The organism is Dictyobacter sp. Z7_2, from assembly GCF_057551105.1.
The window spans coordinates 2,552,971-2,576,086 of sequence record NZ_BAAJPE010000001.1; the positions used below are offsets into that span (position 1 = coordinate 2,552,971).

Here is a 23,116-nt window from a genome sequence, read left to right on the forward strand (position 1 = left end):
TCCCAAGAGATTGTATCTATCTTATTCAATAAAAATGGAAAAGAAGAGATAATATTTAATATATGGAGAAAGAGGAGTAGGATATATGTTTTTCACGCTGTGGCCGCGTTTTGTCCATTCATTTAAAAATTTGGGAAACCATGAAGCATTAGGTAAACTTGGGGACTTTACCGCAAACTCTCGTATGATCCTGCTCTCTTTCCTGGCGCTTGGTATTGGGATTATCAGCGCATTCGTTGCGCTGATTCTGCTCCGGTTGATCGGGCTTTTCACCAACCTTTTTTTCTTTCAGCGCTGGAGTACCGATCTTGTTTCTCCTGCGGGCAATCATCTCGGTCTCTTTGAAGTGATTGTTCCTGTGATTGGTGCCCTCATCATTGGTTTTATGGCTCGTTACGGTTCAGAGCGTATCCGTGGACATGGTATTCCTGAAGCGATTGAGGCTATCCTTATCAACGGAAGCCGTGTCGAACCAAAGGTGGCGCTCTTAAAACCACTTTCTTCTGCCATCTCGATCGGTTCGGGAGGTCCCTTTGGAGCTGAAGGACCAATTATCATGACGGGAGGAGCCGTTGGATCAATGGTAGCTCAGCTTTTTCATCTTACCAGTGCTGAGCGCAAGATTTTACTGGTCGCAGGTGCAGCTGGAGGGATGTCGGCTACTTTTGCCTCTCCTATCGCCGCTGTATTGCTTGCCGTCGAACTCTTGCTTTTTGAGTGGAAGCCACGTAGTCTGGTCCCCGTTGCATTATCAAGTGCGGTCGCAGCCATTATGCGTTATTATCTCCTCGGACCTGGTCCACTCTTTCCCACGCCGCCACACACTGCGTTTATTGGCGTCGGAGGATTTCTTGGATGCGTCCTCGTAGGAGTGTTGGCGGGTGCGCTTGCCGCACTTTTGACCATGGCAGTCTATGCCAGCGAGGATTTATTCCACCTCCTACCGATCCATTGGATGTGGTGGCCGGCTATCGGTGGCCTGATCATCGGAATTGGAGGCTTGATTTTTCCTCAGGCGCTCGGTGTTGGCTATGATATGATTGGGAGCCTGCTTCAGGGCAATGCCACAACGGGCTTAATTCTTGGCATTCTTATCGTCAAATCACTCATCTGGTCAATGTCACTTGGCTCAGGAACATCAGGCGGCGTCCTGGCGCCCCTACTCATGATTGGCGGAGCGCTTGGTGGGATTGAAGGGCTCTTCTTACCCAATGAAGGTGCGGGATTTTGGTCGCTTATCAGTATGGCCGCTGTTCTGGGAGGAACGATGCGTTCTCCGTTCACCGCTATTATCTTCGCGCTCGAATTGACGCACGATATGAATGCACTCTTACCACTGCTGATTGCTGTTATCACGGCGCATGGTTTTACGGTCCTGGTGATGCGCCGCTCTATTCTCACCGAGAAGGTTAGTCGGCGTGGCTATCATCTCAGCCGCGAGTATGCAATCGATCCGCTGGAGATTCTGTTTGTGCGCGAGGTGATGCGTACAAATGTGGTGGCACTTTCAGAAACGATGACGTCCAAAGATCTGACACTATTATTACAGGATGTTCCCGATCAGAGCCGTGTTCAACGTCTGTTCCCCATTATGGATGCAGAACAAGCTCTCCTTGGCGTGATGACCCGCAAAGAGCTACAGAAGATTTTGCAAAGACAGGATGGCCAGGATGAGAATGATCAATTGAAGAAATTTGTTCATATTCAACCAGTTGTTTCTTATCCTGATGAGCCACTCCGAGCTGTTGTGTATCGCATGGCTGAATCTGGTTTTACCCGTTTCCCTGTGGTTGAACGCGATCAGCCACAAAAACTGTTAGGTATCGTCTCACTTGGAGATCTCCTCAAAGCACGAATGCGCAATTTAGAGGAAGAGCGCCAGCGAGAGCGTGTTCTCAATCTGCGTTTACTTCTACCGCGCCGGGCTTTAATGAGGAAGTAATGACTCCTCAAGCCAATATGCTTTCCCCTCATTGACTTCGTTGGAGTAGCATGCTACGATCACAACAAGCGCTTTGTAAAGAAGTAAAAGAGAAGAATTATGAATGAAGAGAGTATTTCTCTCACTGATTATCAGGCTCTGGCAGAGTTTCGCTATCAGATTCGTCGCATTCTTCGCTATAGTGAAGAAGCTGCTTATGCGGTTGATCTGGAGCCGCAGCAGCATCAACTGTTACTCGCAATCAAGGGGTTGCCCGCGGGAAGGAGAGCGACAGTGGGTGAAATCGCTGAGCGGCTTCAGATACGGCATCACAGTACCGTTGAGTTAATCGATCGGTTGGTGAAGCGAGGGCTTGTTGAACGGCAGCGCGACGATGAAGATCAGCGGCGCGTCATTGTAAGTCTTACGCTGCAAGGTGAAGAGATCTTGTACGCTCTTTCCCGACAGATGCTGGCAGAGTTACGCTCAACTGGTTCTACCTTTGTCCAATCCTTGAATGCACTTCTTGTCAGTACAAATAACGTTGAAGATGTGGCAAACGAGAAGTAGAGGGAGGAAGAGCGCTCCTATCATCTCAAATAGTCACATTATGAGTGCGCTGACGTAGATTTTCTCCAGCTTCCACGAGGAGCGAGCTGGATGGTTGATACGCTGGGTGATTGTGCCTCTTGCGGTTCACTTTCCTGTGTCGTCCCACAGCAATCAGGGCTGCCACATGCACAGGCGTCGTCGGTCTTGTCTGTTGGTCTCGTCATTGCTGGGGAGATACCCGCTGTCGTAGGAAGCTTCTGGCGTAACAGGCGTGCAGAGTTCGCCATGATGCCCAAATCTGGAAGGGACTGCGCGGCGGCTGCCAGAATTGGTGGCAAGATACCACATGCTGCCAGCGTGAGTCCAACGAGATTATAGAGGATCGTAAAGGTGAGGTTTGTCTTTACCACGCGCATAGTCCTGCGTGCAATAGTAAAGAGGTCAGGCACGAGATTCCAATCTTCCCGCATCAAAGCCGCATGCGCCGCTTCCAGGGCAATATCTGTTCCCATGACTCCCATCGCGATGCCAACGTTGGCTTGTGCCAGTGCTGGTGCATCGTTGACTCCATCACCAATCATCACAACGGTATGCCCCTGTTCCTGGGCCTCTCGTACGATGCAGATCTTATCCTCTGGCAGCAATTCCGCCTGATAGGTGATTCCCAGAGCCACTGCGAGTGCTTCAGCTGTGCGTTGATTGTCTCCCGTCAAGAGTTCAATATGATGAATGTTCAGTGCTTGAAGTTGTTCGATTGCTCCTTTTACTTCTGGACGAAGCGTGTCGGCTACTGCGATGATGCCGAGCAGTGTCCCTTCTCGTTCAAGGAGGAGCAATGATTTCCCCGCTTGCTCAAGCGTCTGCGTGATGAGAAGAGGAGCCTGCTCTGTAATCATCCGAGCGTTGCCAAGAGCAATCTGCATTCCATTCACACGCGCTCGAATGCCCATTCCTGGAATGGCTTCAAAATGTGATACCGCTTGAGGAGTGAGTCCATTGGCTTTTGCATGTTGGCGCACTGCTTCTGCCAGTGGATGCTCGGAATCGCGCTCGGCACTGGCGGCCAGGAGCAGGATTTCTTCGGCGCTGGCGTCTGCCAGAGGCACAATATCGGTCACCTGCGGATGACCTGCTGTGACGGTTCCCGTTTTGTCGATGAAGATGACATCAGCTTGCGCGAGTGCCTCCAGGTATTTTCCTCCCTTTATGAGCAGACCATGTGAGGCGGCGGCTCCGATAGAGGCGAGCATCGCGATGGGCGTGGCTAACGCAAAGGAGCAGGAACAGGCAACAACGAGGACGGCTGCGGCCGAAAGAGGATTGCGGCTGATTGCCAATGTGACTAGAGCAATCGTTGCGACAACCGGTAAGAAGTAGGCGGAAAAACGATCGGCAATGCGTTGAACCGGAGCACGATGCGCTTCTGCTTCCTCGACCATCGTGATCACGTGTCCGAAGGTCGTCTCGGCGCCGATAGATATTACCTGTATGCGTATACTTCCCCATTGTGCCAGCGTCGCCGCGAACACCTTGCTTCCCTCGGTAACCTCGACTGGTATCGACTCGCCCGTAATCGCAGCCTGATTAATCGTTGCCTGGCCAGAGATCACCGTTCCATCTACCGGAATCGACTCGCCTGGACGGACAATGATAGTCTCTCCGCTGTGAACCTCTGCAATCGGGATAACCTGCTCCTGACCGGCACGTTCCACGCGTGCTGTCTGAGGCGAGAGGGCAGAAAGGCGTTTGACCGCTTGTCGGGAGCGTTCGGTTGTGAAATGTTCCGCATAGTCGCCAATGCGCATGAAGAACACAATCACCACGGCGGTCGGCCACTGACCAACTGCCAGCGCTGCGATGACACCCAGACTCATCAGCGTATGCGAGAGGACCTGGCGCTGTAGTGCCGCTTTGAGGACGTTCCAGAAGATGGGATAGCCTGTGATGACGACGATGCCCCATCCCACATACCAGGGAAGAACATCTGTCACCCGCGCAAAAAGACCAAGCCATTCTCCGGCAATGACAATCAAGAGCACGGCTCCAAATACCAGTCCAAAGAGGGTGAGAAGTGGGCGGGTTATATCGCGTAGCTCTCTTCTCGATGGTGTACCCTGGTCAATAGGGAGTGTGGTATCAGGAACCGCGTAGCCTGCTTCTTCAATCACTTTCTTGAAAGAGGTCGCATCGGTTCGTGTTGGATCATAGCTGATTACCGCCTTTTCTGAGGAGAGATACACCTGGGCTGAGGCGACTCCTGGCAATCTGGTCAGAGCGTGCTCTACCCGACGCGTACAGTCGGCACAATCCATCCCTTGAATCTTCAATTCTTGTTGGTACAATCCATCAGGGGTTACAGCACTCATCGGTCCCACCTTTCGCTTCAAATCCTGGATGTAGCTCCGTATAATTTGTACACTCATACATTCCGCGAGCAATATCACGGAGGATATCCTCTGTAATCTGAAACAGGTCAGCGATTTTTGCATGACTCAATTGGTAAAAGGTGTAGCGTCCCTGTGACTCGGAAGTGACAAGATCGCAATCCGATAAACAACGGAGATGGTTACAGACATTGGTTCGTGACAATCCTGTCTTCTCGACAATCGTATGCACGGCAAGAGGCCCCTCTTGTAGCGCCTCCAAAATGGAGAGACGAGATGGGTCAGCCAATCCTCGATACAGTTTTGCTTTGAGCGCGATCGCCTGCGCTTGTAATGTTGGCATGAGACTTCCTTATTGATTTTTTCCACCTCTAAACAGGTGTTGTTAAAGGTCTCGTGAAGGTATTGATCTGTCATGTTAATACGTCAGCAACTAATGACATATTACCTTCAAAGTCCATGCATTGTCAAGCCATTACGATAGAGCGGCTTTTATTTCTCCTGATGCTCGACCCATTGAGCTCGCCAGGCAGGCGCCTCGAACGGATCGGCAAAATACTGAGTCTCGTGGGCAACTTTGCCATCACGAAACTCCATAATGCTGACTGTTTGTGTTGGCTGCCCGTTATAGCTGAGTATATACTCTGTGATCCAGAGATCGCCGCTCCCAAGGATGCGCCGGATGGTGAATCCCAGCTTCGCCGGATGGTGTCCGCGCAGGGCTTGAATGTTATGGCGACCTCGGATGCGTTCGCCTGACTGTGGATATTCGACCAGGACGTCGTCGTGATAGATTTCGTGTTCCGCTTCAATGTCTCCATCTGCGGAGGCTGCCCAATGCCGATCCAGTGCAACCCGAATTTCTTGGTTTTCCATGATTTATCTTCCTTTAGCTTGTATAGAGTAAGATTCATCTCATGTGAAGATGTCATAGTACCATATTCGTATGCAGGAGAGAAGTACGTATCGACATTTCGCTCAAGCAATCCTGGGTGGTGGCAAATTTTTTGGATCGAGGATGCCAGGGATATACTTCGGCTTTCGCAAGCAAGACAAAAGGTATGATGAAGGAGCGACCACTCCAATGTGGAGGCTCCTCGCTTTTTTGTTTGCCTCCATATTGGAGTGGCCTCTTTAGAATTCAGTGTTTGTGCATCTCGCGATCAGAGGGCGCGATTGCTTGTGGCATGCGCCTCCGCTTTCTAGAGATGACCCCACCCATTGTATGTTGTTGTATCCAGAACAGCGAACCAATCGAAATCGGTGAAGCTCTGGGGGGTGAGTGGTTCGTAGCTTCCGTTCTTCCTGCTGCCGGAGCGAATCGGAAGTGCCGCAATTTCCTCGGCAGGAAGCCCTTGCCCTTGATGGGTGGGGATGAATCTCACCGGTCCGGGTGTGGATGTAAGCCGCGCCTCAAGTGTCCCGGCTTCTGGTTGTCCGATCTCGCTGGCTGGCGAGGAGCCTACGGCTGAGCCGATGACGGCATAGCGGCTATCGAACCGTTCATGGAGATGAGATCCAACGGGCCACCAGCTCACGGTCTCTTTTCCCCATTGCCATTCTACCTTTCCACGCTTGAGATGGCTCTTGTGAGCAAAAGCCAGGACTTTGCCTCGCCCCTGTTCACGTGAGACGATATACTCCAGATTCTCGGCCATTATGGCGGCACGTATGCCGAGTAGGCGGCTCTGGCGTTTTTCGGACGTTTGTGCGAGCGTCGCATGATAGTGTAAAAGTTGTCGAGCTCCCACTGCATAGTGGACTGCTTCCTGATAGCGTCTCTTGTCGCTTTTTGCGACTAATTCAGGACGGCGCACGTATAGTTCTGCAATCAGATCCTCGATCTCGATCCGTAGTGCGGTTGCCTCTGGTGATCGACCTATCGCTTGCGTCGAGTCGAGCGCGGCAGCTGGATTTTCCCAGGCAGAGTCCTGTCCGAGTAGCAGGTCGATGCGCTGGCGATATTCCTGACCAAGCATCTCATCAACTGAGAGAAGGTAATCAAGCACAACATAGAGTGTCTGGCGGGGACTATCTGCGATCATATCGGTCGGGCTATCGAACCCATAGAATTGGATTTTTCTCTGGTGGGTTGAATCAGCATTGTAGTGCCTCATCCACTCGATCAGTGCTCGATTCGCCTCGAACGTGCCAAAACCGTGGCTCCATCCGGTCTCCTGCACCGCTTCATAAGATGTCGTACTGCGGCCAAGCACGTAATCGTTGATGATCGATCCCCGAGGAAAACTGCTTTCAACGGCAATGGCGCTGTAGCCATGGGTTTCGACAAGGCGTTGGAAGAGCTGGTTGCGCAGGACAAGCAGCTCTTCCCCTCCATGGAGCGCTTCTCCAAAGCCAAGCAAAACTATCGAAGTGCCAAGTGAGTCGATCACCGTATCAACGGCAGCATTGAAATCCGGGCGAGAATCGAGCGAGCATGGGATCGCTTCGTGTGCAATCCAGTCGTCAAGCGTTGCATATACTCTTGTTGAGTGCGTCATGAATCTACCCTCCGTTATTTTTACTGTACCATTTCATCCAACTGCTGCTTCTCTCTCCCATGCCCTTGTCTAGCGCTCTCTTGAGCATGGGAGCCTGGAAACGTGAGAACACTCTCCAGGCTTCAGCAGATCGAGTATTCTTTTGCATGCATGCATCTCTGATCCAGGCTGCCAGGCTTTTTGGGGATCACGTCTCTACAGTACAACACAGATGCAATAATGGAGGGTAGAACGAGAGCCCGCAGTATGTCTATGGACAAAAATGGATAAGAGCAGGCTCAATATACTTGGATTTCTGTGAGAGACCGGGACGTGTATTGCAAAAAGTCTCAACTACAAACTTGAGAGTTTTACATGAAGCTTGGTACTGCTTTATATCTTTGCGTCCCGAAGTATTCATTTATTCCAGGCTGTGGTCTTCTTCCGTGACACGCAGGACAATGATGCCTTGCAAGTGTCCAGCTTCGCCCCGCTCGTGCGCCTTCGGCGCTTCTGCCAGAGGTACAACTGTATCGACATTGACGCGCAACTGCCCCTTGTCGATTAACTCACTGATTGCAGCCAGATGCTCTCCATTGGAACGGACCTGGATTTTCTCAATAGTCACGCCAGCCTCGGTACGTTCAGTTCCGATCACGCCGTTTTCCAGAGTGTGCAGGCCAATCCACAGGAGCGTGCCGCCGTGCTTGAGCGTCCCGAGTAGCGGATTTTCTCCCATTGTGCCAACGGTATCGATGGCTACATCGACCTCATGAGCTACTTGCTCTAGAGGTGTGGTCGTGTAATCAATGAACGCATCAACACCCAGGTCGCGCAGAAACGCTTCGTGACGCCCGGATGCGACGCCGATGACCCGTGCTCCTTTGGCCTTTGCCAGTTGTACTGCGATGTGACCCGTTCCACCAGCAGCCCCATTGACCAGCACGGTCTGTCCTGCACTTAGATTCGTGTGCTCCATAATCCCTTGCCATACGGTTAGAGCTGCCATCGGGACCGCAGCCGCCTGGATATGATCGATGCCTGCTGGCTTGAGTGCCAGGTGCTCTACCGGAGCTGTGATATATTCGGCATAGGCTCCAGCCGGAGAACCGCTACCGGGAAAGCGAAGCAGGCCATAGACGGCATCACCCTTGTGAAATGCAGTGACTCCTGGCCCAACAGCCTCGATAATCCCGGACATCTGTGAGCCAGGAATAAGCGGCAGAGAGATTGGCCAATCCTGAAGCCAGCGCCTCACAGGCTCTGGCACGGTGGCAAACCCTGAGCGGATATACAAATCACCAGGGTAGAGGCCCGCCGCAAATACGTGAATTAGAACTTCGCCTGGTCCCGCTACAGGACGTTCCACATCCTCGTACACTAATACTTCAGGGCCTCCGAAGGTGTGAAACTGGACGGCTTTCATGGTGTGGGACGTTTCAGTATTCATATATTCTCCTTTATGAACATATTGATTATCAGGTATCTCGTCGATTACCTCTTGACTATAGCGCTATACTAGCCATATGTCCAATATATCGTCCCTATCCCTGCGAGATATAATATGTATAGCCAGAATGTTGAGTTGCGCCATTTGCGCTACTTTATCGCCGTTGCTCAAGAGCTGCATTTCGGCCGCGCCGCCGAGAAATTACAGATCGCGCAGCCACCTTTAAGTCAACAGATTCGCCAGTTGGAGCGGACCTTAGGAGTGCAGCTCTTTGAGCGGAATTACCATACCGTGACGCTGACGAATGTAGGTCAGGTGTTTCTGGAGGAAGCTCAACGCGTGCTTGAGCAGATGGAGTATGCTCTCTCTCGGGTGCAAGATACACAACGAGGTCTGGCTGGTTGGCTAGACATTGGATATACCCAGAGTACGAACACGACCACTACCCTGATGTCTGACATGCTGACCATCTATCGTCAGCGCTTTCCTGCTGTAGAGATCCGCCTGAGAGAGATGACTATCCAGGATCAAATGCAGGCCATACAAGCGCAACAGATCCAGGTCGGTTTTGTTATCTGTTCCTCTGCGCTACCAGATGAGCTAGACTCAGTTATTATTGAACATATTCCTCTCGTTGCTGCTTTCGCACAATCTCATCCTTTCGCCTCACAGGCGTCTGTCTCGATCCATTCTCTGAGTGATGAAGCGTTCATTTTTTGCCAGCGCCAGGCTTCGCATTTTTTTTACGATCGGATCATTCAGCTCTGCGGCTTTAGTCCGCGCATTACGCAGGAGGTCCCCGACATTCATATGCAGCTTGGGCTGGTGGCAGCAAACCTGGGTATTGCCATTGTGCCAGCCTCAGCAGCAGACATTCGCAATTCTGGGATTGTTTATCGTCCTCTTGTCGATCTCGATGATGATGGCGCTATCGAAACGGCTCTGGTGTGGCGTCTAAAAGACACCTCTTTTTTGGTCCAGGAATTTCTGGCCGTTGCGCGTGAGGTGTTAGAGCATCATACACATACCGCAACAGCGATTGAGGAACTTCGTCGTTGATTCTGGAATTGCTGTGGTCGAAGCAACCCCTTCTTATTCCCTCCATCTTGTACTCGAAAAGATGTGTCTGTAAGGCAGTGTGTAAGTAGATAGGAGGTGATATAATAAAGACGGGAAGGTTTTCATTCATTTTTTGAGAGGTTTTGGTATCTATGTCAGTGTGCTGCTAACTCCATCCTGTTTCCTGTTTAAACGGTGAAACAGACGTCATCATTTTTTGTTTCCACTTATCGCGTGTCTCTCAGTGGGCATGAGCGCTTTTTTGTTCTGCATCTAAAATGTTGCAAGGCAGGTGCTCAGAGATAGCCCTTCTGGCTTTGCCAAAGCAAGACGCTTGATAGTGCGGATTCAAGCATGTGATGGTGCTCAGAGATATGGAGAAGCACATGCGGCAAATAGGTGCCAGGCATAGATCTCCGGCGAACGTATCGCTGGTGTTTCCCATCCACCATACCATTGGCAGATGGATGCTCTCTTTTTCCTATCGTGGCAGCCGCATCCTTGGTCATTGTGCAAACGATTGACCTGCTCTCTCCTCCTTCTTTCTGTCCCATCATTTCCTCGCACAAGTTGATATGATCGTGCTGTTTTTTCTCAAAAAAGCAAGGAATACCTATCATGACAGAACATCAGCATTCACTCCTCCCTTTTTATGCAGGTTGGGGTATCTACCAGCAGCGCCTTATCGCAGCCATTGCGCCTCTTACAGAAGAGCAGCTTGCTTTGCGTAACACGCCGCAAAACTGGTCGCTTGGCATGTATGTGACGCACATTGTCGCAGATCGCGCCTGGTGGTTTCACGCACGGATGGGCGAGGGGAGCGCCGATCTGACTTCCCTCGAATTATGGGCTCTGGGAGTCTGTGAGGCGAACGTGGATCCATGCCACTCAGCAGCAGAACTTGTTGCTGGGCTGGAGAAGACCTGGCAGATGATCGAACAGACGCTTGCTCGCCTGACCCCTGCTGATCTTTTTAAGGTCTTCCCGCCTTTAGATCAGACGGAGCGTGTGCGACACGCAAAACTGGTTGAGCCAACGCTTCAGCCATTTGCTCAGATGTGGTTGGATGCAGCGGCTCGTTCTGGAGAAGTGAGACCTGCCATTTCTCTCCAGTGGATTATCTGGCATGTGCTCGAACATGACATCCATCACGGCAGCGAAGTCTCCACCATCCTCGGCGTACATGGCCTGCCAGTGGTCGAACTGGATTAAATAGGAACGTACTCGGTTTTCCTCAAATTTCACAGGCGAAACCTATTCGTCGATGTCTCGTGCAAGCCAGCCAGAGGTATCAAGACGAATAGGATCGGTGCCAACCAGTACTGTCAGGTGTTTCTCCATTTCCTCGAGCTGGGTGGTACCGATCTGCTGAGCCCATTTATTGCGTAACTCGTCAAAGATCTCTTCAGCTTCTTGCAGCATATTGAAGCCGTGTGCGGTGACACGAAGGCGTTTGCGACGAGCGTCTACTGGGTCCTCTTCACGTACAACGTAGCCGCGCTTTTGAAGGACTCCAATGGTTTTCGCCGCCGCTTGTTTTGAGACTGCGAGACGTCGAGCTAGCTCTGAAGCGTTGTCGGCACCGGAGGCAATGGCGCGAATAGCGAAGTCATGAACGGGACGAACATCCTCGTAGCCGCGGGCGGCAAGCTCAGCTTGCGCAGCGTCTACCAGTGAACGAAAACCGCCAATTAAAAGCATTGTGAGAGTAGCACCTGAAAGAGACATAGTTCACTGATAGTAGCATAGCGAACGGAGACCGTCAAGGCTGTCATATGTCAAAATTTTCCCTCATCGCAATGCCACTTGACAAAGACAACCAGGTTGTCTATTATGTATACAGACAACCAGGTTGTCTAATTAGTATAGAGGAGAAATGTATGAATAACAATCAAGTAGGTGCTGCGCTAACTGGTATCTCGCATCATTATGTACAAGTCAACGGAACAAAGCTTCACTACGTGTCAGCAGGGACTACTGGCTCTCCCGTCTTACTGGTCCATGGTTTTCCTGAAACGTGGTGGGCGTTTCGAAAACTTCTTCCACTGCTCGCTGAGAATCACCGTGTTTTCGCTGTCGACCTGCGTGGTTTTGGTGACTCTGACAACGGACCTGGTACGTACGACAGCAAGGCCTCTGCTGAAGATCTGCACCTTTTCATCGAAAAGCTCAACGTTGGCCCGGTACATCTTACGGGTCAGGATATCAGTGGAGCAACTGTCTTCCGCCTTGCGACTACTCACCCGGAGGATGTGCAAAGCTTTACCGCAATCGAAACGGGCCTGCCCGGGTTCGGCGTGGAGAGGCTGGCCGACGTCACACACGGGGGCACCTGGTACATCGGCGTGCTTGTCACTCCGCATATTCCCGAGATGCTGCTTACTGGTCGCGAGCGCGAGTTCTTTGGACAATTCATATTCCCATCCATGAGCGTGACACCAGGAGCGATCACCGAAGCTGACATCGACGAGTTCGTACGTACCTATTCCCGTCCCAACGGCTGGCGCGGGGCGACTGGCCTTTATAAGTCGATGCTCCAGGAGGGCGAAGACATTGTAGCTCTCGCCGCCGCTCACAAGCTGAGTATGCCTGTGCTCGCGATCGGAGCCGGAGGCGGTGAGTTCACTTTCAGAACGATGAGTCAGGTCGCGCTGAACCAGGTCCAATCGGTTTCCCTTGATGGCGTCGGCCATTATGCAGCTCTGGAGGCGCCCGAGAAGGTGGCCAATGCTCTTCTCGAATTCTTCAGCAACATTGGTACTGCTCGATAAATAGAAAGGAGAATCAATAAGATTGAAGGGCGTTTACAGGATAATTTATCTTCTATATTGAAGTATAATAATAAAATCTACTGAGATTAAATATATGGAGGTATTGGATGAGTTATGAGATTACGCCTACAGGGATTTTACAACTGGCAACGGGTTTTTGGGCCTCCAAAACCCTCCTGAGCGCCGCTGAATTAGGGGTATTTACTGAGCTTGCCAATGGTCCGCTTGATGGTCAAGTACTCGCACAAAGGTTAGGGATTCATCCACGGAGTGCGCGAGATTTCTTCGATGCACTCGTCTCGCTCCAAATGTTAGAGCGACATGATGATACCTATTCTAATACTACCGAAACGGATCTGTTTCTTGATCGGAAGAAACCCTCCTACATTGGCGGCTGGTTAGCCACATTAAATGGCGGATTGTATCCTTTGTGGGGAGCATTGACCGAAGGGTTACGTACAGGAGAGCCACAGATGAATATGCAATCTGGTGAGGATCTTTTTGATGCTATGTATCCTGATCCAATCCGTGTGAGGAATTTCTTACAGGGCATGACTGGACTGAGCAAGGGTCCGTCTCTGGCCATTGCCAGCAAATTTCCCTGGCACAAGTATCAGACCTTTGTTGATGTGGGGACTGCACAAGGGCACTGTGCGGTACAGATTGCGCTGGCACATGATCATCTACATGGCATCGGCTTTGACTTGCTTCCCGTTCAGCAGGTGTTTGATGACTATATACTCCAATCTGGCTTGCAAGATCGCCTACGCTTTGTCGCCGGTGATTTCTTTAAGCAGGATTTTCCGAACGCGGATGTGCTGATTATGGGGCACGTTCTGCATGATTGGAATCTTCAAGAAAAACAGCTCTTACTTCACAAAGCATATCTGGCATTGCCAGATGACGGTGCTCTCCTTGTTTATGATGCCATCATTGATGATGATCGCCGGGAGAACACTGCTGGTTTATTGATGAGCTTGAATATGTTGCTTGGAACACGTGGTGGTTTCGATTACACTGGTGCCGCGTGCGTTTCGTGGATGCAAGCAGCTGGCTTCCGCCACACCTATATTGAACATCTTGTTGGAGCTGAGTCTATGGTTGTCGGCATCAAATAAGGGAGTATTATCTGTACGATTGTGACGTTGCGTACAACCAGGGCAGCAACCAATGAAAAGCCATCGCATGCTTTCCTTTTCTGGAGCACACGATGGCTTGCCTCTACGATATAATTGACAACTTCGTCTTCGCCGTTTATGATTAAAATATCATCTATTAAGTTGTTAGCACCAGACAGAATTCAATGCGTGAAAAATTAAAGAGGAAATTCTATGTATGTTGCTGTCCTACATACGCCTTGGCAACCATCTTGCTTTGAAGAGTTTCCTGCACCAGGGATTTGGGGATAAAACGTTGAATTCAATCTTTCTTTGAAAAGAAAGGCGAGATGGAGAGATAGGAAGGAACTATCTGTTCACTTTGCTCAGTCAGTGTTCGAGAGGAGACCGCTATGGCAGAAAAATCTTTGACCATTGCTGTACTTGGAGCAGGCAATATTGGTGGCACGTTGGGTAAAAAGTGGAGTGACGCGGGACATCAGGTGCATTTTGGTGTTCGTGATCCTGAGGGGGGGCATGCTCAAACACTACGTAGTGAACTCGGTGAGCGAGCAGTCATTGGCACACCTGAGGATGCGTTGCAAGGGGAAATCGATGTCGTACTGATCGCGCTTCCAGGAGGAGCTGTCGAAGCAATTGCTCAGCAATATGCATCCGAGCTCAATGGTCGCATCATTATTGATGCTGCGAATCGGATGGGCGAAGACTCAATGCATAATCTGGCCCCTTTCCAACAGCATGCTCCCCAGGCGCAAATCTACCGGGCTTTTAATGCATTGGGATGGGAAAACCTGGCCGAACCCACATTTGATGGTATTCAGGCCGATCTTTTTTATTGTGGACCTGATGGGGATGCGCAAACGATAGTCGGGCAACTGATCTCAGACGTTGGCTTACGTCCAGTCTACCTTGGTGGAAATGAGCAATTGAAGGTACTTGATTCCATTGCGGCTCTCTGGTTTACTCTGGCATTTGGACAGAAAAAAGGTCGTCATCTTGCCTTCAAAGTATTGGGTTTGTAACCTATATTTTCTACGCAAGACCATGAGTCAAAAAAGAGACTGGCTCATGGTCTTTCTTTTTGTCATAATTGATCAGAGAATATTCTATTATTATATGAATGATGTTTTGCTTCCCAATACATCTTCATCTTGATAACGTGATTTGATAAGACTGATGATGTTCTTTTGAATTTTGACAGAATCATTCTACATGAATCTTTTTGTACATACTGACGCGTAAAAGATATATATCAATCTATGATTTTTTTACTATCTTCTGTTGACAATGAAAGGATTATTGTATGAAGGATACGCGACGTTTCTTTAAAATGTCACTTCCTTTTTTTGTGGTGATCTTACTGGCTCTTTCCTCACTGGCTACCTCTCGTCTCGCGTTTGCGCACAGTCAGCAAAGTACACCAACAGCCACCACGTCGACCACAAGCGATTGGAACATATTTAATCTTTATAATGCCCGTTTTAATCTTAACGAGCACACATTGAGCCCATCCAATGTAAGTAAACTCAAACTTGCCTGGTCAACACTCTCAACTGACCGAAATGTCTATCCAACTGAGATTGTCACCTCGAACGGATATGTCTATACCTATATGCCTGGAGATACACTATCAGCGTTTAAGATCACAACCGGGTCACTGGCGTGGCACTATACTCTGCCACATGGTACGCTTCCTGGCAACGGCGGACCCGCTGTCTCTAACGGCATTGTCTATGCCAATGATGGTGGATTGCTCTATGCACTCAATGCCACGACTGGCGTGAAGCTTTGGAGTGCGGCGGTCGCCTCCGCCTATGCCGTTGTTGTTAATCACGGTGTTGTCTACACTGAATCAGGACTGGGCTTTCCAAAAGGCAATGGAAGTGTGTATGCTCTTAATGCCACAACTGGTAAAGTGCTTTGGAGTTTTGTTACTGTCAACCCACCCGGAGCGATGACGCTTGCGGTTGCTAATGGGGTTGTCTACGATAGCGATGACAATGGAGAATTCTATGCTCTCAACGCCACAACCGGCAAGCCTCTCTGGAAAGATAATCTGGGCATACGCCCTCTACGTGCGCCAGCAGTGGACAATGGTCTTGTCTACGTTACTAGCATCAGTGATGGTGTGTTTGCTTTAGATGCACAAACAGGCAAAAAACGCTGGTATACACCTGCCAATATCTATGGCAGCTCCCTGGCTATCGCCTATGGATTGGTATATGTGGTGGATAGTAATGTTGGTTTAGTCGCTCTCAACGAAAAGACAGGTGGACGTGTCTGGCCTACCCCAACCCAAAAGGCGCTTCCTGGTGATATCTCCTTTTCTCCATCGGTCGCAAACGGTGTCATCTATATCGCTACTGGAGTGGGTATCATGACCATCAATGCCAAAACGGGCACGCTCTTGTCACAGTATACAGTCCCGGCAAATCAGTACGACCGATTCATGCAACCTCTCTCTTCAGCTATTGTCGCGAATGGCATGGTTTTCTTTTTGATCAATAACGATCGTCTCTACGCTTTACGTCTCCCTTAATTATACATGTATAATTGCTTCTGCTTCTTATTCTGTTCTCAAGAGGCAGAAGCAATATTGGTTCTGCGAATGGAGATGGAATTTTGCTTCTACTAATCCTGCTACGGATACAGGAGCACTTTCCCGATTGTGTGCCCTTGTTCCAAAACTTCATGAGCTTTGGTTGCATCAGCCAGAGGGAAAGTCGCTCCGATGTGGAGATGCAGGGCTCCTTCATTGACAAGCCTGAACAGGTCCTGGAGTATATCGGGGAGTTCTCCTGAACTTATATAGTGTACCAGAGCGACCTGTGTTAGAAACAATGAGCCTTTTTCTGCGAGCGTGTATATGTTGAATGGGGGAATGGGTCCACTTGCTGCCCCATACAGGACAAAAGTGCCTCGCTTCGCCAGACAATCGAGATTCGTCTCAAAGGTTGCTTTCCCAACGGCATCGTAGACAACATTGACTCCTCGCTCCTGCGTGAGAGAGCGTACTTGCATCTTGACATCCTCCTGTGAATACAAGAGTACGTGATCTGCTCCCACTTCACGGGCTACCTGAGCCTTTTCTGCCGTGGAGGTAACTCCAATGACGTGGGCACCACTGATTTTTGCTAACTGGCATAAGAGCAAACCTACTCCACCTGCGATGCTCTGGATCAGGCAGGTGTCGCTCGGCTTAAGGCGATAGACGGATTGAGATAAGATATGTGCCATGCAGCCTTGCATGATTAATGCGACTGCCTGCTCAAACGTGATCGTCTCGGGAATGGGAAATACCTGCCGCACCGGAGCAAGGATGTGAGTCGCGTACGAGCCGTTAACCCATGCCCATACTACACGGTCTCCTACTTGAACTGTGGTTACATTAGATCCAACAGCCTCTACAAATCCAGCACCTTCGTTGCCTATTGCCAGGGGAAGTTTGCCTGGGAAAAAAGGATGAGGCGCACGACGAGTGGCCGCGTCAGAATAATTGACTCCTGCTACTACGACGCGCACACGTATCTGATCGGGTCCTGGTTCTGGAAGAGATATCTCTTCCAGGTGCATCACTTCGGGACCACCGTAAGTATGAATACGAATGACTTGTGTCATCACTGCCCTCCTTGCGTTCATTCATAGGTACCCATTGAATCATTGGCGTTTTTATAAATGTTCCTCTTGTTGGCCTTCTAATAATTTGATGTATTGTTCAATCCATTGCGCTTCTCCTTCAAGACCGCTCTCCCTGAAGCGAATATTGCGGTGAATATGTGCACGCTGTTTATCAGGAATAGAGGCATCTGTTGAGGCAAGTTGCTTGCCTCTTTTCAGGTAGATAGCCTCGATCTGTAGATATCCACGATAGTGGAAGAGGACGACGAGTTGTTGCTCAAGAGAGAGATGATCAAAATTATTGAGCTTGGCCATGAAGAGTTCACGATAGTCAGCAGTGTAATTGCCCTGTTCGAGCATCAGAGTGTAGAAGTGTGCTCGTCCAGCCGGGGTGATCGCGTAGCGTCTCCGTTGTCGGACGCTGGATCCCGTCTGCTCACGTGCCTCTGTCGCCATCTCATGCTCGGAGGCAATCAAGCCCTCGCGTTCAAGCTGGCGGATCAGCGGATAGAGGATGCCCCAACTAATCTGACGAAATGGCCCAAATATGCTGCTGAGAATTTCGCGCAGCTTATAGCCGTGATAGGGTCCATCCATCAGTTCTCCAAGCACGAACAGTTCATAGATGAGGCGCTTATGACCGCGACTTACCTCTTCCTTGTCCTGATCAAGAGGCGTTTCCTCTGTGTGGCCTGCTTCGATACGTTCGTGTGTCATGCATTGCCTCCACCTTCTTTATATCTTTTTGATATACTAATATATATATCAAAAAGATATAAAGAAGGTGGAGGACACTTAAAAAGAAGATGTGAGCTGGAGCGAGGGAAGGGGGATAGCGATGCTCTTAATAGCAGTGACCATCAGGATTCTCTTGTTGGTAATCGTTGTGGGTTGGGCGGGATGGTGTCTCAAGCAGGAAGTATGCAATGTACGCCAGCTCCAGAGCTGGCGTACATTGCATGTATGAGGATAGATTAGAATGTGAGTTGTCTCAACGCGCTAAAGAGCGGTTGAGCGTCAGGACTGCCCCAGCCGGTGGCGGCATCCCAGCCAGGAGTTGCTTGATAACCAGGGATCTTTTCCACAACGTTCGCGTTATTGCCTACGGTGATGTCGTGGAAGACGGTGGTCCCTGTCTGCTTGTTCACGCCGAGGCGGTACAGGAGGGGATTCAAGAAACCAAGTGGATGTCCGACATACTGGTTGGCGTCTGCGGCGAGTCCAGCCCACAATGGAGTACTTTCGCTGGTACCACCGAAGAGCTGATAGCCGTTCTCTGAGCTTCCGAGAAAGCTCATGTAGACGGGTACTGGTGTGTTCAGATCTGCATTCATGGAGATATCTGGGATAGCACGATACCCATTTAGCAGTTTCTGGGTCTGCTCAGGTAATCTGAGGCGCTGGTACATTGGCTCCTTAAAGTATTGGCTGATACCACCTCCGGTGGCGTTGACCAGGTTATCGTTCCAGACGGTCTCGGATTGGTAGTTGCCACTGGTATCGGCGTACAGGCTTGTGCCTCCGACTGCGGTGACCCAGGGTGATGATGACGGATAGCCAACGGTTGGGAATGGATAAATGTCGCCGTTGATGTCTTCATTCGCTGAGCCGAAGTCTCCTGTTCCGGTGAGGATTGAGACATGCTGTGAGGCTGCGTATTGATAGAATTGTTCGAATTGGCTGATCAATTGCTTACCTGGAGCATCAAAGAGGGTATTTTCGGTCGCCGTCCAACTCTGCGAGATGATTTTGCCGATGTGATTATTGACGGCATATTGCTCAAGTTTGAGGAACTCAGGCATGCCTGTGATGCCTTCTGTCTCGGAGACTGGACTTGTCAGGACCACTATGCTTGCAGCGGGAGCCATCGCGTGTGCCCACTGGATATCCAGAGACGTCTCCGCGGCCCAGCCAACCTGATCGCTATTGTTTGGATCGAAAGGAACTGATCCAAGCGGAGCTAACTGTTTGAACGATGGGGGATCAGGGACTCCGTAGTCAGTATCAAACTGCTTCAGATCAGCATAGGCCGTTGGACTGCCAAAGGAATCGATGATCACAATTGTCTGACCTTTACCGCTATCGCCGTGATTGACGAGCGCAGACAGATTATATGCCTGACGCATCTCTTGTGGACTGTAACATGGTATCTGATAGGTACTACGGCAGGCGGCATCAGTTGGAGCACTATTGATATCCCATTTTGTCCAATGTCCATATGATGAGAGTGCGCCAATGTGTGAAGCGCTACGAGCCATAGTCGTGGATGCATTGAGAAATGCCAGTGTATTTAAACTTACTATTAAAGTAAGACTCATCCCTATGATGCGCGCGTAGTGCGATAGATGCGTACGATGAGAAGAGACCATCCTTTGTCCTTTCATTCTATGTATAATCATGCTTATTTATGAGTATAGATGAAAGTTTCTCAAACGCCATCACTAGAATGTATGATTTTTCCTCCCTCGTTCGGGTGAGGGAGGGAGCAACTCATGTTCTTGATCCGTTTTTATTTTCGTATCTTATGAAGCGGTTGCCTTCAAGTTCTCTCAGGTCACAGCTAAGCAAGTTTAAATAGCCTTTCGGCGTTGCTGTGGGCGATTTTTTCTTTGTCTGCAGGACTGATTGGGGCATTCTCCAGAAATGCTCTGGCTTGATCTCCCTTCTGGAAAGGATAATCAACGGAATACATAATACGGTCAGCTCCTAATATTTGCAATGTCAGTTGGAATTGAGGAAGCGTGAACATTCCGCTGGGAGTGGCATGCATCTGCTGGGTGAAGTAGTCTGCGACAGGGCGCTGCAAATGCCTGGCCATTGGAGTCAATCCCCTGGCAAAGCGGTCCAGATAGAAAGGAATCATTTCTCCCCAGTGACCAAGAATGATTTGCAGGCCGGGATAAAGATCGAAGACGCCTCCTAGTACCATGCGTAGCGCATGAATACCGGTATCCAGGTGCCATCCCCATCCGAAGGTGGCAAAGCTTGCACTGACGATAGGATCAAAGCCAGCATAGTAGGCATCCACTACGGCTTGAGATGGTGGAGCAGGATGCAGGTAAATGGGAACGTCGAGCGCGGCCGCCGTTGCGAGTATGGGTCGAAACGCTGGATCGTCCAGAAAACGGCCATTGGTCTGTCCATGGATCATCGCGCCTCTGAAACCTAGCGTGTTCACCGACCGCTCCAACTCGGCAGCCGCAGCTTCTGGATCAGGAGTGGGTAGGGTCGCAAGGCCCACGAAGCGGTCTGGATGAACACGAATGGCCGCCGCCAGTCGGTCGTTGATCTCGCGTGCCAGCGAAACCGCCTCTGCGGCCGGAATCGATGGTATCCCCGACGCGGTATGCGACAGAACCTGGACGTCGATGCCCATCGCATCCATCGCTTGCAGGCGACTCGCTCCCAGATCGCCGAGTTGCGCGGTCGGGGAAGGATAAGAACTTTCCTGTGAATGAGGCAATAACCGGGCAACCGCCTCAGTGATCTCTGCAAACTGAACATGCTCTTCAAGCGTGATTATCTTCATATGTTTTCTTTGTCCTTTTACTAAAGCAAGTGACGCTTACTTTTTGGAGTATAGCAGATCCTGTCATGAAAAGCAAGTGCCACTTGCTTTTTGCAGAGGTAAGAGTTATACTCTAGACATGAAGAAATCAGGAGACGAACCACCTATCCGAGCGGGATATCCATCTTCTCAGTCCAGGGTCCGTCCAGGAGGACGCAGTGCACACGTGCGAAAAACTGTGCTTGCTGCCACGCTTGAACTGTTGAGTCAACGAGGCTATGAGGCCATGACAACAAAAGAGATTGCTTCTGTTGCCGGAGTCAATGAAGCCTCGTTGTTTCGTCGCTGGGGAACCAAAGCGGCCATCGTGGCTGATGCTTTGCAAAACTTTAGCGCCACAGAGACGCCTACACCAGATACAGGCAACTTCCATGACGATGCGGTGGAGTTGCTGCGCGGGATTATCGTGCGTATACAGACTCCTTTAGGAAAAGTCATTGACAAGATTGTGATGGGGCACAATGTACAGCCGGAGTTGGAAGCGGTGCGTCAGGCTTATTGGCGGGATCGCTTCAGCAGGGCCGAAGTGCTTATCCAGCGAGCCAAAGACCGTGGCGAACTGCCCGCAGAGGTTGATGCGCACTTTCTCATAGAAGTTGCCATTGGACCGATCCTGGTGCGAGCGAATGCAACGGACCAACCGTTCGATGATCAACTGCCCGAGCAGATTGTCGCCCTTATTCTTTTTGGAACTGGGAACGCTGAGAGGACCACTCTGTAGAAGACTTCTTATTACGTTTTTATCCTCTCTCCTCAATCTGCCTCCTACTATTAAAAATAGTTGCTAAATGTCGTGGAGTATGATTCATTTTTTTGCAATCAGAACGCTTCTAGAGACAGGGTTCCCAAAATCCGTGTCGAGCGAAGCGAGGACACCGTAGCGTCGAACGCTTGCGTACGATGTCCCACTCGACGTACAATCAGGCTCATCAGCGTAGTGTGCCGGGATGCTGCTGTCTCATACGAACTTCTGGGACATCGTACGCAAGCGTTCGACGCTACACGGTCTTCGCTTCGCTTGACCTTTTGCTGCAAAAAATATCCAGGGATGAGAAGAGATCTCAAGGGTAATGAACTGGTGGATCATTGAGGTGGTACACCAGTTCGTTGTTTTTCCGATAGGTTACTGCTCGTTATGACAGCAGTGTGAAGAGGTGGCGGTGACATGGGCGCCGAGGTTGTCGGAGCGTTCGGCGGACAGTCGGGACCACTGAGCTGTGGGACGTCCATCGGTGCGGAACTGTGTGCCGTTGTTTGTCCAGTGTTGCGGCCAGCCGGCGGGCGAATCTTCATGGGTCTCTTGTCGACCGTACACGGTCATGTCCAACAGCCCATAGCTGGAGCTCATCACCTCCGGGCCGCGTCCAGTGCTCCAATAGGTCTCGAATACGCGGTCGCCGTGCCGCAGGTAGCATACCAGCATGCCAAAGCCGCGCCCGGCGATCAAAGCGTCGGAGGAGTCCTGTACCGAGTACCATGGGACGTCCCATCCCATGAAGTCGCGGTAACGAGCACTCTCCTCGTACGGACCTTCGCAGAACGTTGCATAGGTGACATCGCGGGAATGCAGGTAGGAGAGCTCGCGCACCTGGCCGTTGAAGAATGTGCAACCCTCACACTGGGCTTCGGCAGGTTGACCGGTGTGCCACATGTGAAAGTAGACAATCAACTGCCGTCGACCCTCGAAGACCTCCAGCAGCGAGACCGGTCCGTGCGGGCCAATCAGCGTAATGGTAGGATCTATCTCCACCATCGGCAGCCGTCGGCGAGCTGCCGCGATCGCATCCCCTTCGCGAGTGTGTGCCTTTTCCCGAAGCAACAGCGTGTCCAGTTTTGCCTGCCAGCTAGCCCGGTCGACCACTGCTGGTAGCGTAGCAGTGTCGCCGCCGATCGTGGAATTGTGTTGATCAGGTGCATTCATAGGTGTGTCTCCTTCTTTCTTATCCTTTTGGCATGTAGGATGATGTATGGTGAGCAGTGATGAACTCACCAAGTGCCAGTAGATTTATTCTACTGGCAGAGAAAGAAAAAAACTTCTTCGATCTTACTTAAATCCTTGATCCGTTACCGAAGTCCGGGCTGGATGTCTGCATGCTCTCTGGACCGAGGCGATACATGAGACAAAAATAAGTGTCAAAACCTTCTCAGCGCGTGAGTCCGAATTGACACTGCAACGAGGGATGCTATATGCATCA

The 23,116-nt window shown here is 50.5% G+C and carries 21 protein-coding genes; 10 read left to right on the forward strand and 11 right to left on the reverse strand.

Annotated features, from left to right (window positions below; translation table 11 throughout):
* The first annotated feature begins 85 nt into the window (after window positions 1-85).
* Both AC27N8_RS10170 and AC27N8_RS10175 read left to right on the forward strand, forming a co-directional pair.
* A complete protein-coding gene (locus AC27N8_RS10170; RefSeq protein ID WP_487066562.1) occupies window positions 86-1,942 on the forward strand; it encodes a chloride channel protein in 1,857 nt (618 codons plus the stop codon).
* Window positions 1,943-2,041: 99 nt separating this feature from the next.
* Window positions 2,042-2,491 (forward strand): MarR family winged helix-turn-helix transcriptional regulator, encoded by a 450-nt coding sequence (locus AC27N8_RS10175; protein WP_487066564.1) that lies wholly within the window; start codon window positions 2,042-2,044, stop codon window positions 2,489-2,491.
* 38 nt (window positions 2,492-2,529) lie between these two features.
* Here the strand turns inward: AC27N8_RS10175 and AC27N8_RS10180 are convergent, their stop codons facing one another.
* The 5 genes from AC27N8_RS10180 to AC27N8_RS10200 all read right to left on the reverse strand — a co-directional run bounded on the left by AC27N8_RS10180 (window position 2,530) and on the right by AC27N8_RS10200 (window position 8,787).
* Window positions 2,530-4,839 (reverse strand): heavy metal translocating P-type ATPase, encoded by a 2,310-nt coding sequence (locus tag AC27N8_RS10180; protein ID WP_487066566.1) that lies wholly within the window; start codon window positions 4,837-4,839, stop codon window positions 2,530-2,532.
* Complete coding sequence (locus tag AC27N8_RS10185; protein WP_487066568.1) at window positions 4,820-5,200, reverse strand: ArsR/SmtB family transcription factor; 381 nt, start codon at window positions 5,198-5,200, stop codon at window positions 4,820-4,822. Before AC27N8_RS10185 ends, AC27N8_RS10180 begins: the two co-directional genes overlap by 20 nt.
* A gap of 149 nt (window positions 5,201-5,349) precedes the next feature.
* Window positions 5,350-5,733 (reverse strand): nuclear transport factor 2 family protein, encoded by a 384-nt coding sequence (locus AC27N8_RS10190; RefSeq protein WP_487066570.1) that lies wholly within the window; start codon window positions 5,731-5,733, stop codon window positions 5,350-5,352.
* A 326-nt stretch (window positions 5,734-6,059) separates the two neighbouring features.
* Window positions 6,060-7,358, reverse strand: a complete 1,299-nt coding sequence (locus tag AC27N8_RS10195; protein ID WP_487066572.1) for an erythromycin esterase family protein — start codon at window positions 7,356-7,358, stop codon at window positions 6,060-6,062.
* Window positions 7,359-7,758: 400 nt separating this feature from the next.
* On the reverse strand, window positions 7,759-8,787 hold the full coding sequence (locus AC27N8_RS10200) for an NADP-dependent oxidoreductase (RefSeq protein ID WP_487066574.1): 1,029 nt from the start codon (window positions 8,785-8,787) through the stop codon (window positions 7,759-7,761).
* A 114-nt stretch (window positions 8,788-8,901) separates the two neighbouring features.
* On the opposite strand from AC27N8_RS10200, the gene AC27N8_RS10205 reads away from it, so the two are divergent.
* Both AC27N8_RS10205 and AC27N8_RS10210 read left to right on the forward strand, forming a co-directional pair.
* Window positions 8,902-9,846, forward strand: a complete 945-nt coding sequence (locus tag AC27N8_RS10205) for a LysR substrate-binding domain-containing protein (protein WP_487066576.1) — start codon at window positions 8,902-8,904, stop codon at window positions 9,844-9,846.
* A 618-nt stretch (window positions 9,847-10,464) separates the two neighbouring features.
* Window positions 10,465-11,058, forward strand: a complete 594-nt coding sequence (locus AC27N8_RS10210; RefSeq protein WP_487066578.1) for a DinB family protein — start codon at window positions 10,465-10,467, stop codon at window positions 11,056-11,058.
* Between the two features lie 42 nt (window positions 11,059-11,100).
* On the opposite strand, the gene AC27N8_RS10215 is transcribed toward AC27N8_RS10210, so the two are convergent.
* Entirely contained in the window at window positions 11,101-11,574 is a 474-nt protein-coding gene (locus AC27N8_RS10215; RefSeq protein WP_487066580.1) for a MarR family winged helix-turn-helix transcriptional regulator, read from the reverse strand.
* Between the two features lie 152 nt (window positions 11,575-11,726).
* Between AC27N8_RS10215 and AC27N8_RS10220 the strand changes: the two genes are divergently transcribed.
* The 4 genes from AC27N8_RS10220 (at window position 11,727) to AC27N8_RS10235 (ending at window position 16,274) form a co-directional block, all read left to right on the forward strand.
* On the forward strand, window positions 11,727-12,617 hold the full coding sequence (locus AC27N8_RS10220; RefSeq protein WP_487066582.1) for an alpha/beta fold hydrolase: 891 nt from the start codon (window positions 11,727-11,729) through the stop codon (window positions 12,615-12,617).
* Window positions 12,618-12,724: 107 nt separating this feature from the next.
* Window positions 12,725-13,735, forward strand: a complete 1,011-nt coding sequence (locus tag AC27N8_RS10225; RefSeq protein WP_487066584.1) for a methyltransferase — start codon at window positions 12,725-12,727, stop codon at window positions 13,733-13,735.
* 392 nt (window positions 13,736-14,127) lie between these two features.
* Entirely contained in the window at window positions 14,128-14,757 is a 630-nt protein-coding gene (locus AC27N8_RS10230) for an NADPH-dependent F420 reductase (protein ID WP_487066586.1), read from the forward strand.
* Between the two features lie 281 nt (window positions 14,758-15,038).
* Complete coding sequence (locus AC27N8_RS10235) at window positions 15,039-16,274, forward strand: outer membrane protein assembly factor BamB family protein (RefSeq protein ID WP_487066588.1); 1,236 nt, start codon at window positions 15,039-15,041, stop codon at window positions 16,272-16,274.
* Window positions 16,275-16,375: 101 nt separating this feature from the next.
* Here the strand turns inward: AC27N8_RS10235 and AC27N8_RS10240 are convergent, their stop codons facing one another.
* Together AC27N8_RS10240 and AC27N8_RS10245 are read right to left on the reverse strand one after the other, a co-directional pair.
* Window positions 16,376-17,353: a quinone oxidoreductase family protein gene (locus AC27N8_RS10240; protein WP_487066590.1), complete on the reverse strand. Its 978-nt coding sequence runs from the start codon at window positions 17,351-17,353 to the stop codon at window positions 16,376-16,378.
* 51 nt (window positions 17,354-17,404) lie between these two features.
* Window positions 17,405-18,070 carry a PadR family transcriptional regulator gene (locus AC27N8_RS10245; protein WP_487066592.1) on the reverse strand — a complete coding sequence of 222 codons (666 nt, stop codon included), beginning with the start codon at window positions 18,068-18,070 and terminating at the stop codon, window positions 17,405-17,407.
* Between the two features lie 121 nt (window positions 18,071-18,191).
* Between AC27N8_RS10245 and AC27N8_RS10250 the strand changes: the two genes are divergently transcribed.
* Window positions 18,192-18,320, forward strand: coding sequence for a hypothetical protein (locus AC27N8_RS10250; protein ID WP_487066594.1), 129 nt, complete (start codon window positions 18,192-18,194; stop codon window positions 18,318-18,320).
* A 7-nt stretch (window positions 18,321-18,327) separates the two neighbouring features.
* Here the strand turns inward: AC27N8_RS10250 and AC27N8_RS10255 are convergent, their stop codons facing one another.
* Both AC27N8_RS10255 and AC27N8_RS10260 read right to left on the reverse strand, forming a co-directional pair.
* Complete coding sequence (locus AC27N8_RS10255; protein ID WP_487066596.1) at window positions 18,328-19,722, reverse strand: S53 family peptidase; 1,395 nt, start codon at window positions 19,720-19,722, stop codon at window positions 18,328-18,330.
* A 191-nt stretch (window positions 19,723-19,913) separates the two neighbouring features.
* Window positions 19,914-20,882 (reverse strand): amidohydrolase family protein, encoded by a 969-nt coding sequence (locus AC27N8_RS10260; RefSeq protein ID WP_487066598.1) that lies wholly within the window; start codon window positions 20,880-20,882, stop codon window positions 19,914-19,916.
* A 118-nt stretch (window positions 20,883-21,000) separates the two neighbouring features.
* Here AC27N8_RS10260 and AC27N8_RS10265 point away from each other — a divergent pair, with 118 nt between their 5' ends.
* Window positions 21,001-21,642: a TetR/AcrR family transcriptional regulator gene (locus tag AC27N8_RS10265; protein WP_487066600.1), complete on the forward strand. Its 642-nt coding sequence runs from the start codon at window positions 21,001-21,003 to the stop codon at window positions 21,640-21,642.
* 402 nt (window positions 21,643-22,044) lie between these two features.
* Here the strand turns inward: AC27N8_RS10265 and AC27N8_RS10270 are convergent, their stop codons facing one another.
* Window positions 22,045-22,842: a DUF899 family protein gene (locus AC27N8_RS10270; RefSeq protein ID WP_487066602.1), complete on the reverse strand. Its 798-nt coding sequence runs from the start codon at window positions 22,840-22,842 to the stop codon at window positions 22,045-22,047.
* Window positions 22,843-23,116 lie beyond the last annotated feature (274 nt).